The organism is Nitrosomonas sp. Nm84 (assembly GCF_003201565.1).
GTDB lineage: Bacteria > Pseudomonadota > Gammaproteobacteria > Burkholderiales > Nitrosomonadaceae > Nitrosomonas.
The window spans coordinates 15,379-27,297 of sequence record NZ_QJJP01000036.1; the positions used below are offsets into that span (position 1 = coordinate 15,379).

At 44.2% G+C, this 11,919-nt stretch carries 14 protein-coding genes and 1 pseudogene; 6 read left to right on the plus strand and 9 right to left on the minus strand.

Translation table 11 applies throughout. The features are described from left to right. Nucleotides 1-10 precede the first annotated feature (10 nt). Nucleotides 11-625 carry a 5-formyltetrahydrofolate cyclo-ligase gene (locus C8R34_RS14540; RefSeq protein WP_110341820.1) on the plus strand — a complete coding sequence of 205 codons (615 nt, stop codon included), beginning with the start codon at nucleotides 11-13 and terminating at the stop codon, nucleotides 623-625. Nucleotides 626-662: 37 nt separating this feature from the next. Here C8R34_RS14540 and C8R34_RS14545 read toward each other — a convergent pair whose 3' ends face one another. The 8 genes from C8R34_RS14545 to lptC form a co-directional block, all read right to left on the minus strand. Beyond that, on the minus strand, nucleotides 663-1,283 hold the full coding sequence (locus C8R34_RS14545; protein ID WP_110341822.1) for a flavin prenyltransferase UbiX: 621 nt from the start codon (nucleotides 1,281-1,283) through the stop codon (nucleotides 663-665). A gap of 69 nt (nucleotides 1,284-1,352) precedes the next feature. Then, complete coding sequence (gene hprK, locus C8R34_RS14550; RefSeq protein ID WP_110341824.1) at nucleotides 1,353-2,312, minus strand: HPr(Ser) kinase/phosphatase; 960 nt, start codon at nucleotides 2,310-2,312, stop codon at nucleotides 1,353-1,355. Beyond that, nucleotides 2,299-2,766: a PTS sugar transporter subunit IIA gene (locus C8R34_RS14555; RefSeq protein ID WP_110341826.1), complete on the minus strand. Its 468-nt coding sequence runs from the start codon at nucleotides 2,764-2,766 to the stop codon at nucleotides 2,299-2,301. Before C8R34_RS14555 ends, hprK begins: the two co-directional genes overlap by 14 nt. Before the next feature lie 92 nt (nucleotides 2,767-2,858). After that, nucleotides 2,859-3,185 (minus strand): ribosome hibernation-promoting factor, HPF/YfiA family, encoded by a 327-nt coding sequence (gene hpf / locus C8R34_RS14560; protein WP_110341828.1) that lies wholly within the window; start codon nucleotides 3,183-3,185, stop codon nucleotides 2,859-2,861. A gap of 19 nt (nucleotides 3,186-3,204) precedes the next feature. Further along, entirely contained in the window at nucleotides 3,205-4,662 is a 1,458-nt protein-coding gene (locus C8R34_RS14565; protein ID WP_110341830.1) for an RNA polymerase factor sigma-54, read from the minus strand. 49 nt (nucleotides 4,663-4,711) lie between these two features. Next, on the minus strand, nucleotides 4,712-5,434 hold the full coding sequence (lptB, locus tag C8R34_RS14570; protein ID WP_110341832.1) for an LPS export ABC transporter ATP-binding protein: 723 nt from the start codon (nucleotides 5,432-5,434) through the stop codon (nucleotides 4,712-4,714). 42 nt (nucleotides 5,435-5,476) lie between these two features. Then, nucleotides 5,477-6,007: a lipopolysaccharide transport periplasmic protein LptA gene (lptA, locus tag C8R34_RS14575; RefSeq protein ID WP_110341834.1), complete on the minus strand. Its 531-nt coding sequence runs from the start codon at nucleotides 6,005-6,007 to the stop codon at nucleotides 5,477-5,479. Between the two features lie 11 nt (nucleotides 6,008-6,018). After that, complete coding sequence (gene lptC, locus C8R34_RS14580; RefSeq protein ID WP_110341836.1) at nucleotides 6,019-6,585, minus strand: LPS export ABC transporter periplasmic protein LptC; 567 nt, start codon at nucleotides 6,583-6,585, stop codon at nucleotides 6,019-6,021. A 218-nt stretch (nucleotides 6,586-6,803) separates the two neighbouring features. Here lptC and nadA point away from each other — a divergent pair, with 218 nt between their 5' ends. The 5 genes from nadA to smbP all read left to right on the plus strand — a co-directional run bounded on the left by nadA (nucleotide 6,804) and on the right by smbP (nucleotide 11,446). After that, the gene (gene nadA, locus C8R34_RS14585; RefSeq protein WP_110341838.1) at nucleotides 6,804-7,901 is read left to right on the plus strand and encodes a quinolinate synthase NadA; all 1,098 of its coding nucleotides are present in this window, start codon (nucleotides 6,804-6,806) and stop codon (nucleotides 7,899-7,901) included. Nucleotides 7,902-7,972: 71 nt separating this feature from the next. Then, nucleotides 7,973-9,145 carry a cardiolipin synthase ClsB gene (gene clsB / locus C8R34_RS14590; protein ID WP_110341840.1) on the plus strand — a complete coding sequence of 391 codons (1,173 nt, stop codon included), beginning with the start codon at nucleotides 7,973-7,975 and terminating at the stop codon, nucleotides 9,143-9,145. A gap of 62 nt (nucleotides 9,146-9,207) precedes the next feature. After that, on the plus strand, nucleotides 9,208-10,257 hold the full coding sequence (locus C8R34_RS14595; protein WP_110341842.1) for an L-threonylcarbamoyladenylate synthase: 1,050 nt from the start codon (nucleotides 9,208-9,210) through the stop codon (nucleotides 10,255-10,257). Nucleotides 10,258-10,261: 4 nt separating this feature from the next. Beyond that, nucleotides 10,262-11,029 carry an HAD family hydrolase gene (locus C8R34_RS14600; protein ID WP_110341844.1) on the plus strand — a complete coding sequence of 256 codons (768 nt, stop codon included), beginning with the start codon at nucleotides 10,262-10,264 and terminating at the stop codon, nucleotides 11,027-11,029. A gap of 63 nt (nucleotides 11,030-11,092) precedes the next feature. Next, a complete protein-coding gene (gene smbP, locus C8R34_RS14605) occupies nucleotides 11,093-11,446 on the plus strand; it encodes a small metal-binding protein SmbP (RefSeq protein ID WP_110341846.1) in 354 nt (117 codons plus the stop codon). Nucleotides 11,447-11,596: 150 nt separating this feature from the next. Here smbP and C8R34_RS14610 read toward each other — a convergent pair. Then, a pseudogene (locus tag C8R34_RS14610) lies at nucleotides 11,597-11,803 on the minus strand (IS3 family transposase); the annotation flags it as partial. Nucleotides 11,804-11,919: the final 116 nt, after the last annotated feature.

Consider the following 11,919-nt stretch of genomic DNA (forward strand, 5'->3'; position numbering starts at 1 on the left):
AATAAAAACAATGGAAAATTTATCGGAATGGAGGAAACATCAACGCAAGCAATTGATCGCAGCGCGCGAGGCCATATCGGATGAAGTTCACCAGCAATGGAGTCAAGCAATCTCTGATTTTCTCAAGCAAGGTTTCTCCAAACTTCAGAAAATGACGATTGGAATTTATTGGCCATTCCGCGGCGAATACGATCCACGGCTAATTGCTGAGTACTTTAGACAACAGGGAGCAACGCTCGCATTACCAGAAATCATTAACAAAAATGAGCCGCTTTGTTTTCGTGAGTGGCTGTCCGACGCACCCATGAAAAATGGCGCTTATAACATCCCGGTTCCTGCAGAGGCAAGAACTGTCAGGATTGATGCGGCTTTTATCCCAATGGTGGGGTTTGATCGGCATGGCTATCGCTTGGGCTACGGCAGCGGATATTTTGATCGTACCCTAGTTACTTATCAACCACAGCCATTAACCATCGGAATCGCTTTTGAGATCCAACGATTAGAAAATATTCACCCCCAACCACATGATATCGCGATGCATTATGTGGTAACGGAAGCAGGCATTTTTCATACTCGAAACCATGAGATCATACCCGCCGCCACACTTCACAATTCTGCCGAGTAGATGTTCAACCTATTGGCATTGCCAGCTCATTGCTAGTTTATTGCTGACTTTCCGCTCCCCAACGAGGCATCAGTGTATGTTGGATACCCAAATGATCCAGAATACGGGCAACAACAAAATCCACCATATCCTGTATCGTCTGCGGGTGATGATAAAAACCGGGGTTCGCCGGTAGAACGACTGCGCCGCTACGTGCCAATTTGAGCATGTTTTCCAGATGAATTACAGAAAACGGCGCTTCTCTTGGCACGATAATAAGCGGGCGGTTTTCTTTTAATGTCACGTCCGCCGCACGTTCGATCAAATTCTGGCTCATGCCTGCAGCAATCGCCGCCAGGGTTCCCATCGTGCAAGGACAAATCACCATGGCATCAGCAGGATTCGAACCCGAGGCTACCGGCGCAAACCATTCTTCGCGTCCAAACACACGTAGCTGTCCTGCGGGTAAATGATATAGCTGATTAAAGAATATTTCGGTTTCCTTAGCACGAGAAGGTAAGGCTAGCTTCATTTCCTGCTGCGCGACAATCTGTGCTACTTGTGAGTACAGTAAATAGACCTGTTTATTCTCAGCCAACAATCTCTCCAACAAGCGAATACCATACGGCATTCCGGATGCACCGGTCAGTGCCAGCGTAATTGTTTGGGGATTCTTCATTTCAATTGGAGTTAATCTAAGAAATCGCTCTCATTAAGAACGATTTGGAGATATTTTGCAAATATTGCGTTATTCTTGATTTTTGTCTGCTGATTCGCCATTCATGACTTGTTCATGGCGCTCAATAAAATTCTTCATGCTATCGATACCGCGTAATTGCAAGACATAATTTCGCACCGCAGCCTCAACCAGAACCGCCAGATTCCGCCCAGCTGCCACAGGAATAATGACTTTACGAATATCAACGCTCATAATATTTTCATTCAGATTGCTCAAAGGCAATCGTTCCAACACGCTGGTATCGGGTCCACCACTATTTTGCAGATGAACGATCAACTTCATATTCTTATGACGTCGCACCGCTGTTTCACCAAAAATTGTACGGATATTCAGCATACCCAGTCCTCGCACTTCCAGGTAATCCCTTAGCATCGGGGGACAGCGGCCTTCCAATGTTTCAGGCGCAATGCGACGTAATTCCACGACATCATCAGCGACCAGACCATGGCCTCGACTGATCAATTCCAAGGCCAACTCACTTTTGCCCACACCGCTTTCGCCTGTGATCATGACGCCCATACCCAGAACATCCAGCAGTACACCGTGCAGACTACAGGAAGGGGCCAAAACACCCCCTAGATAGGTGCGTATTACCCAGATAATTTCCAGACTAGGATATGGCGAGCACAATAATGGAATATTACAGTTACTGGCCATGTTAAAAATGGACACGGGAACTTCAGAACTATCTGCAACAATAATACAGGCCAGATTACTGTGCGTCAGCTGATTCAGCTTCTTTTCAAGCGAAGCAGGCTCGAGTTTGTTTAAATAATGAATTTCATCACTGCTGATGACTTGAATCCAATCCGGATGAATAAAATTCAGGTGACCGATCAAACCTTGAGCGGATTTTCCAATCACCTCATCGCTGAGCTCGATCGTGCCGCCGCTCTGGCCGGCTATCCAGGTTAGCCCAAGCTTTTCCTTCTTATCTTCAAATAACTGTGCAATGCTAATTTGTGACATTCGATTCCCAATCGGCGATGAGTCTATGAATCTCCGTCGCATCCTTACTGCGCAGGATATTTTCACGAAACTGTTTATCGCTGAACATTTGCGCTAATTCACTTAAAATTTGCAAGTGCTTATCGGTAGCTTTTTCCGGCACCAACAAAATACAAGCAATATTGACTGGCTGACCATCCGGCGCGTCAAACGGAATGGCCTCCTTCATCGTTACCAAAGCGGCAACCGCTTCACGCAGCCCTTTGATTCGACCATGCGGAATAGCAACGCCTTGCCCCAAACCTGTTGAACCCAGCTTCTCACGCGCAAACAAGCTATCAAAAACCTGGCTGCGTGCGATCTGACTGGTATTCTCAAATAATAGCCCGGCTTGCTCAAACACGCGCTTCTTACTGGCAACATCTAAATCAACAATAACATTGGACGGCGGTAATAATTGTGAAATTAAATTCATGGAAAAAAGGTTAGTTCAGTCAAATGCTAATGTGGTGCTCCAAGAAATATCTAAGGCTATTGCTTGGAGACAAAGGCATGCGTAGTAATTCTTTATTGTTCAAAATCCTGATCTTTCAATGCACCGTGGTTGCGACGCTCAAGGTTCTTTTCCTTGTGCTTGAGTATCTGTCGGTCCAACTTATCTACAAGACTATCAATTGATGCATACATATCTTCACTATCAGTTTCCACGAAAATATCTTTGCCGCGCACATGGACGTTCGCTTCCGCCTTTTGTTTCAGCTTCTCTACCGATAAAATGACACTCACATCAATCACATGATCAAAATGACGTGTAATTTTACCGATTTTTGAAGTGACGTAATCACGCATGGCATCGGTAATTTCTACATGGTTGCCGGTAAGTTTAAGATTCATTATCCTTCCTTTATTCTAATTAAAATGATTTGCGAAGATTTGCTGCAGGGATTAACAACAATTCCCGATATTTCGCGATAGTTCTACGAGCAACGACAATACCTTGCTGTTCAAGAATATTTGCAATTTTGTTATCACTCAAGGGCTTCTTGGAGTTTTCTTCTTGTACCAATTGCTTAATCAATGCACGAATCGATGTAGCTGAACAGGCTCCCCCGGAATCTGTGGATACATGACTACCAAAAAAATATTTCAATTCAAGAATTCCGCGAGGCGTATGCATAAATTTTTGTGTAGTCACACGTGATACCGTAGATTCATGTAAATTCAAAGTCTCTGCAATCTCTCGTAATACCAGCGGGCGCATCGCAACTTCACCATGTTCAAAAAATTGCTGCTGCCGCGCTACAATAGCGTTAGCTACATTCAGAATGGTACTTGAGCGCTGCTGAATATTTTTAATCAGCCACTTCGCTTCACCCAACTGGCTTGCTAACATACTTGCCGAGCTATGCTGCGCTTGTTTCAATATGTTAGCATACAGATGATTAATACTGAGTTTCGGAAGCGCGTCTATATTAAGATTCGCCACCCAAACGCCATTCTTTTTTGTCACTATGACATCCGGCACAATATAGCGTGCACTTTGAGAACTGAATTCAGCGCCCGGCTTAGGATTCAAGTTGGTAATCAACTTCTGAATAGCACGCAAACTCTGATCATCGCATCCTAATAATTTCTTGATTTGAATAAAATCATGCGATGCCAATATTTTTAGATACTCTTGCACCACTTGTAACGCCTGATCGCGATGCGCCATGCTATCAGGCAGCGTTTGCAGTTGCAGCGCCAAGCATTCTTGCAGATCATGTGCGCCCACACCCGGTGGATCAAGGCGCTGCAAATATTTTAGCGCACTCTGTAAATCATTGAGACTGATGCCTAGCTCTTCAGGCAGTATTTCCATGAGTTCGCTTAGAGGCTGGAGCAGATAACCGTCGTCGTCCAAGCTATCGATTAATAAACCAATAATCCTTCGTTCACGCTCGGAAATCTGATTCAAGCACGATGCTTGTACATTTAAATATTCACGCAGGCTGATTGGTTTGGCAGGAATCTGTGGCGCTTCATGATCGTCATCCTCATAAGCACCATAAGAAAAAAGACTCTCCTGAGGCCATTCAAAATCCTCTTTATGCGTTTCTTCAAGTAATGCTTTGTCTTCAGAAGAACTTGCCATCTCAGTTGGCCTATTTTCAAAATCTGGTGAATCAGAAGCTTCTGAATTCACAGAAGGATAATCTGTTATCGGCGTATTCCAATCCTCACGCAATTCCAATAATGGATTCTCCTGCACGATACGTTCAATTTCCTGATTGAGTTCAAGCGTTGATAGCTGCAACAATCGAATAGACTGCTGTAGTTGAGGTGTCAGTTTAAGCTGCTGAGTCAGCTTTAATTGAAGTGTTGGTTTCATGATTTAGGAGCAACTATCGATTACTAAATGACTCAATCCATTCGTAACGTTACAATCGGAAATGTTCTCCTAAATAAACTTCCCTGACTTGTTCATTATGAATGATCTCTTCCGGTTCACCTTTAGCTAGCACCTGACCTTCACTAATGATATACGCTCGGTCACAAATTCCTAATGTCTCGCGAACATTATGATCAGTAATCAATACACCAATTTTTCGTTCTCTAAGAAACGCGATCACTTTCTGTATATCCACAACAGCAATCGGATCAACGCCAGCAAAAGGTTCATCGAGTAGGATAAAACGCGGCTGCGATGCCAAAGCACGGGCTATCTCAACGCGGCGGCGCTCGCCTCCCGACAAACTGATGGCAGAATTATTACGCAAATGACTGATATGCAAATCGTGTAATAAGCCATCTAAATACCGCTGTTTTGTCGCATCATCCAAATTCTGCAATTCTAATACAGCAAGAATATTTTCTTCGACGGTCAGGCGCCGGAAAATCGATGCCTCTTGCGGCAAATAGCTCAATCCGAGATTTGCCCTTTGATGGATCGGCAATTGACTTAAATCCTGATCATCCAGATATACTCTCCCACCATCGAGAGGCATCAGACCGACAATCATATAGAAACAGGTGGTTTTCCCTGCGCCATTCGGACCCAGTAAACCAACCACTTCACCGCTATTCAGTGAAAAAGAAACATCCTGCACTACAATGCGTGATTTATAACGCTTTTTTAAATTACTGGCTTTTAGCTCGCTCATTGGCTGGAATTACATTGGTTTCTAATCTAGTACCGAAATGTTCTACTCAGATTTGTCTTTAGGTTGAATAGTGATGCGTACTCGTTTATCAGGCCCCGTTTCAACACCACGTTCCTTGCTGCCAATCACTTTAAAAAATTCACTACTCATATCATAGGAAATATAATCTCCTTGCACCTCATCAGAGCCACGTTTTAATCGCGCTTGTCGGAATAATTCAATTTTATCTGTCTTACTATCATATTCAACTCTCTGACTCCAACCTTCAACATACTCATCCAAGCCATCGCGTTTCTGGCGAAAACTAACCAGATCTCCGGTTGCTGTCGCCTGTTTGAATCCATTCAGATCTTCTTTCATGATCACCTTATCAGCGTTAATCCGCATGGTGCCTTGAGTAAGTATTACATTCCCTGTGAATACACTGACTCGGCTAGCTTCTTTACGATTAACATCCTCAACAGTCGCGCGATCAGCCTCCAGATGAAGCGGTTTTTTACGATCAGCTCGCTCAGCCGCCGCGGACTGAGAAAAGAAAAAACCACATAAGCACACAACAAGAATAAATTTCATTGTTTCTTCTATCACTTTGTATTGACTGCTTTCACTCGTGTCAGGAGCTGTATCATCCCAGACTGATTATCCAGTTCCATCCCGATCGCGTTGATCGTAGTCTGCAATCTTAAAATAGTTACCGCTTGGTCTGTTTTCACCAAGCCTTCATCCGGGATAAGATGCAAAAAATTAGTCATCAAGGTAATTTTGCCTTTTTCATCATCAGCACCTCTGATTGCAGTCACGTTGTTCATCAAGAAAATATTCTCGCCTTTATTTCTTACTTGTGCACGATCCGCTTGCAAACGAATGAGCGGTTTATCAGGCTCGGTATTCATAAAACTAATGTGTTCCATCTGCGTAACATTCTCATTGAGATAATGAAACAACTTCTGAGCAGTAAATTCTCGCTGAATCGCTCTGCCGTACTCCACTTGGATACCCGATAAATCTTCAACGATATAATCGGGATTACGATACAAATCATCATCCTTAGTTTGCTCAGACGGTCGGGTTATCCGATCCAACCAGAATGTCAATAGAATCAGAAGAATAAAAAGAACTAAAGGAAAACTGATATGGAGGCGACTGAACATTTAAACGATTATTGGTTAAGATTATTCCAGAATATTCAATATCAATCTAATCTCGCTGATTAAAACACATGCCTTATGAATTATACCAGAACTAAAATTCCCACTTAACGAATAGATTTTTGTAGGACTTCTCTATACGTTTAAACTTCCAACTTGAATCGATATCTAATTACGATAACGTGTATTATTCGACAAACATTTTATAAGAAAATATCGCAATGCATGCAAAAGCCTTTCAGTTCGAACAATATGATCAACTACAAGATGAGACGTGTGCACAGCGTATCATCGCTGCCAAAAATATTCTGGGGAAACGCGCCGTCATTTTGGCTCACCACTATCAACGGGCGGATGTATACCGGCACGCCGATCTGACCGGTGATTCGTTAAAACTCTCTCATCTTGCGGCTCAGACTGATGCGGATTATCTGGTTTTCTGCGGCGTTCACTTTATGGCTGAAGTTGCGGACATGCTCTCCAGTCCGCAACAAATCGCCATTCTTCCCGATATGGCCGCCGGCTGCTCGATGGCCGATATGGCTAATCTTTCCAATGTAGAACGTGCTTGGCGCGAGCTTGCGGAAATATTGAATCCCGATGAAATGTTCACGCCGGTCACATATATCAATTCCGCTGCCGATCTCAAGGCTTTCTGCGGCGAACATGAAGGTATTGTCTGTACATCCAGTAATGCCAGTAAAGTTCTGCAGTGGTCATTCAATCAGCGTGAGAAAGTTTTGTTTTTCCCTGATCAACATCTCGGTCGCTGGAGCGGACATCAATTAGGCATTCCATTGGAAGAAATGCCGGTATGGAATTTTGATGAGCCCATGGGTGGATTAACGCCAGAGCAAATCAAGAAAGCCAAGATTTTATTATGGAAAGGCCATTGTTCCGTCCATCAAATGTTTCAGCCGCAGCACATTATCCGTTTTCGCAATCAATACCCCGACGGCATCGTCATTTCGCATCCCGAATGCAGCTATGAGGTTTGTAAGGCATCCGATTATGTCGGTTCGACTGAATACATCATCAAAACCATTGCAGCAGCAAAAAGTGGCACACGCTGGTTGGTCGGCACTGAATTGAATCTGGTCAGCCGCATTACGGAAGAATTCAAACCAGAAGGTAAAATTGTCCAGTTCATGTCACCCATGGTATGCATGTGTTCTACCATGGCACGAATTGATCCACAGCATCTGGTCTGGGCGTTGGAAAATCTGGTCAACGGCAATGTCGTGAATCAAATCAAAGTCCCCCAAGACGAAGCCAGACTGGCCAAATTGGCGCTGGATAGAATGTTGAAGATTTCGTAGTTATGTTAACCAGTGCCCGGAAACATGAATGAGGGCATTCGGATGCTGCATTATCAGCAGATTATCCATCGATGAAAAATTTTCATTTTGTTGAGAACAACCAAATTACCCTGTTGCATAATGGGGCGGAATATTTTCCCGAATTAGAAGCTGCAATAGAAAAAGCACAATTTGAAATACACATTGAAACATATATTTTTGAATATGATGCAATCGGCAGCAAAATCTCACAAGCTTTGAAGCGTGCAGCACAACGTGGCGTATCGGTGCATCTGCTGCTGGATGGCTTTGGTTCACAGAATCTCTCCCAAGCTGAAATTAACGCTATGCTGCAAACCGGCATGAAGGTATTGATATTTCGGCCGGAATTTATTTTCTCAAGGCCACGTCGCTATCGGCTACGGCGAATGCATCGCAAATTAGTGATTATTGACGCACAAATCGCTTTTATCGGCGGCATCAATATCATCGACGATCAGCATAATCCGGAAAAACTGACACCGCGCTTTGATTATGCGGTTGCTGTCAAGGGTCCACTACTGGTTCAGATACACCAGGCTGTAAAGCATTTATGGATGGTGGTCGCATGGGTACGCCTAAAGAAACGTTGGATTATCCCTATCACTATCAAACCAGTGGACAAGCCTTGCGGCAATCAGAAAGCTGCATTTGTGATACGCGATAATTGGCGTCATCGTCATGACATCGAACACGCTTATTTGGAAGCTATTAATCAGGCACAGACTGAAATCATTATTGCCAATGCCTATTTTCTGCCGGGAAGAAAATTTATTAACGCGTTAAAAGATGCTGTTCAACGTGGCGTTAATGTTGAGCTTTTGCTACAAGGTAAAATTGAATACCGTTTGCAATATCATGCGACTCAGGCACTCTATGAAAATCTATTGAAATCCGGAATAAAAATTTATGAATATAATCGCAGTTATCTACACGCCAAAGTAGCTGTTATTGATCAGCATTGGGCAACGGTAGGTTCATCCAATATTGATCCCTTCAGTTTGCTTATGGCGCGAGAAGCGAATATTGTCATTGAGGACTATCAATTTTCCAATGAACTGAGAACAAGCCTGAGAACTGCCATTACACAAGAATCCGTATGCATTACACCGGCTAACAAGAACCTTTTCTCGTGGCGCAAATATATTGTCAATTGGCTAAGTTTTTGCATCGTGCGTATGATGCATGGCATGTTAGGTTACGACTGGCATGACAATATACCGTAATCGCTTACAAAGGATCATTGAGACCTCTTTTTTGTTTGAATTGAAAAGCAAAAACCACGTGAATGGAACAAACACAGTACGCTCCCAGTAAACCAAATCTGCCACTGCAACAACAAGAGCAAATTACCGCGGCCGCACGGATATTATGCGAAGGCGGTGTGGTGGCCTTCCCTACTGAAACTGTTTATGGTCTCGGTGCTGATGTCACAAACCCCGATGCAATCAGCAGGATCTATAAAATAAAACAGCGGCCTATTGATCATCCGCTGATAGTCCATATTGGTGCCATTTCCCATTTGGATTATTGGGCACAGGCAATACCGGTATCCGCCTGGAAATTAGCCAACCATTTTTGGCCTGGACCGCTCACATTGATTCTGCAGCGCAGTCATCACATACCTGACAGCGTTACCGGCGGTCAGAATACCGTAGGAATACGCATACCAGCGCATCCCATTGCGTTAGCCTTACTGCACGCTTTGGGACAGACAAAAGCGTTAGCTGCGCCATCCGCGAATCGTTTTGGACGCATCAGTCCGACTACAGCAACGCATGTGCAACAGGAGCTAGGTTCCAGTGTCGACATGATCTTGGATGGCGGCGCCTGTGAAGTAGGCCTGGAAAGCACGATCATCAGTTTTTATGATGAATCACCCAGGATACTGCGCCCGGGCGGAATTGCATTATCTGCACTTGAGACTGTGCTGAGCGGTCCGGTCATGCTAGCACACAACACGATCAACCCAACAATACGCACGCCCGGATCATTACCGGCACATTATGCACCCGTAACACCATTACGCGTATATCCGGCAGAGCAAATAAGACAGCATGCGTTACTATTAGCTGCAAAAAATCTGCGAATACTGATCATGACTTGGTCGAATATCGATACATCACAACTTTCAGGTCAATCTATCGAACAATGCGTCATGCCTGCAGATCCAATCGCATATGGCCAGCAACTGTATGCGAAATTACGCCAGTACGATCAGGCTGCATTTGACTATCTGCTGGTCGAAGCGCCACCTGATCATCCCGAGTGGTTAGCCATCGCGGATCGTCTACAGCGTGCGGGGCATCACTTATCCGACAACCACAAAATTATCTAACACAATGAATACGAAAAATAAATTACAAGCTGTACTGTTTGATGTTGACGGCACACTTGCCGACACAGAGCAAGACGGTCATCGTCTTGCCTTCAATGCTGCATTCAAACAATTTAATCTCGACTGGCATTGGGGTATTGATCTATATGGCGAGCTATTGCAGGTTACCGGTGGAAAAGAGCGAATTCGCTATTACATGGAAAAACATGTTCCCGCCATGCTTAACCAAAGCAATTTGACGGAATGGATTGCCAGCTTGCACAAAACCAAAACCAAATACTTTGAATCACTGATGGAAACCGGCAGCATTCCGTTACGCCCCGGTGTCGCACGGTTAATTCACGAGCTACGTCAGGAAAAAATAAAACTGGCGATTGCCACCACAACGACGATGGAAAATGTCACTGCTCTTCTCAAATCAACGTTAGGCGAAGAATCGATTGACTGGTTCGATGTCATTGGCGCCGGTGATATTGTACCCATGAAAAAACCGGCACCCGATATTTATCATTGGGTACTGAATCAACTCAACTTAACTGCACAACACTGCATTGCGATAGAAGATTCGGAAAACGGCCTGAAGTCTGCACTGGCGGCAAACCTCCCGACGCTCATTACAGTCAGTGGCTATACGCGTTCACAGGATTTTAGCGGTGCCATCGCAGTTTTGTCGGATCTCGGCGAACCATCTCAACCATGCACGCCAATTAAAGGCGAGATTCCTGATAACGGATGGGTTGATTATAGAATGCTCAATAGTCTGATTCATTAACTGTTAAACTCGATATCACAGTATAAAATCTTTTTTAAATCCATATTGAAAAGGAGTGGCATCATGAAAATCATCAGAATTATTATGGCAATCAGTTTATTAGCACTTTTCCTCAATGCTAAGGCTATCGCCTCTGACGTAAATCAGCACGCCGCTGAAGCGATAAAACATGCAGAGACAGCCCAAATTCATGGTAAAGCCGGCCATGCCAAGGCGTTGCTGGAACATTCGCAAGAAAGTCTTACGCATGCAAAAGCCGCGGAACAGGAACTTGCTGGCGCGCACCGACAACATATGGCTGAGTCAATCAAGCATTTGGATGAAGCCATCGCGCATGCCAAACAAGACCATGCCGACATAGCAACCCAACACGTCGCAGAAGCCCTAAAGCATATGCGCGACGCAGCTGTAAAATAGTCTGATGATGGCTTGTTAACACTATTTGATATAATATGGTGATGGAAATCACCAAAAGCCAATATCAACAAATCGAACATTGCATGCCGCGCCAACGGGGCAATATTAGTCTGACCTTGCCCCGACAATTCGTACATCTTAACGCGCGTATTATGCGATTTTTCCCAACTGTGCCACAAGCCAATTTTGCTCAAACTTCATTGGACTGATGTAATTCAGTGTCGAATGCAATCTCCTGTGGTTGTAGTAGTTAAGCCAATCAATTACTTCATCCATTGCCTGACGGCGTATTTCAAATCGCATTCCATACAATCTGCCTACCTTCAACGATCCCCACAGGCTCTCAATGGGAGCGTTTTTACCTAAATTATCAACATTTGTTGATACCGGTTTAAAATTGACCACCCATTACGGTTGAAAAATGACCAGGGGGAAACAGAGCGCAGGATACTACGCTACTGTGGATAAGTGGA

What these genes read in the sequence shown, in the direction of transcription:
- C8R34_RS14540 (WP_110341820.1), top strand. Translation starts at nt 11, where the DNA reads ATGGAAAATTTATCGGAATGGAGGAAACATCAACGCAAGCAATTGATC.
- nadA (WP_110341838.1), top strand. Translation starts at nt 6,804, where the DNA reads ATGCATGCAAAAGCCTTTCAGTTCGAACAATATGATCAACTACAAGAT.
- C8R34_RS14600 (WP_110341844.1), top strand. Translation starts at nt 10,262, where the DNA reads ATGAATACGAAAAATAAATTACAAGCTGTACTGTTTGATGTTGACGGC.
- C8R34_RS14545 (WP_110341822.1), bottom strand. Translation starts at nt 1,283, where the DNA reads ATGAAGAATCCCCAAACAATTACGCTGGCACTGACCGGTGCATCCGGA.
- C8R34_RS14595 (WP_110341842.1), top strand. Translation starts at nt 9,208, where the DNA reads ATGGAACAAACACAGTACGCTCCCAGTAAACCAAATCTGCCACTGCAA.
- lptB (WP_110341832.1), bottom strand. Translation starts at nt 5,434, where the DNA reads ATGAGCGAGCTAAAAGCCAGTAATTTAAAAAAGCGTTATAAATCACGC.
- lptA (WP_110341834.1), bottom strand. Translation starts at nt 6,007, where the DNA reads ATGAAATTTATTCTTGTTGTGTGCTTATGTGGTTTTTTCTTTTCTCAG.
- smbP (WP_110341846.1), top strand. Translation starts at nt 11,093, where the DNA reads ATGAAAATCATCAGAATTATTATGGCAATCAGTTTATTAGCACTTTTC.
- lptC (WP_110341836.1), bottom strand. Translation starts at nt 6,585, where the DNA reads ATGTTCAGTCGCCTCCATATCAGTTTTCCTTTAGTTCTTTTTATTCTT.
- C8R34_RS14555 (WP_110341826.1), bottom strand. Translation starts at nt 2,766, where the DNA reads ATGAATTTAATTTCACAATTATTACCGCCGTCCAATGTTATTGTTGAT.
- C8R34_RS14565 (WP_110341830.1), bottom strand. Translation starts at nt 4,662, where the DNA reads ATGAAACCAACACTTCAATTAAAGCTGACTCAGCAGCTTAAACTGACA.
- hprK (WP_110341824.1), bottom strand. Translation starts at nt 2,312, where the DNA reads ATGTCACAAATTAGCATTGCACAGTTATTTGAAGATAAGAAGGAAAAG.
- hpf (WP_110341828.1), bottom strand. Translation starts at nt 3,185, where the DNA reads ATGAATCTTAAACTTACCGGCAACCATGTAGAAATTACCGATGCCATG.
- clsB (WP_110341840.1), top strand. Translation starts at nt 7,973, where the DNA reads ATGAAAAATTTTCATTTTGTTGAGAACAACCAAATTACCCTGTTGCAT.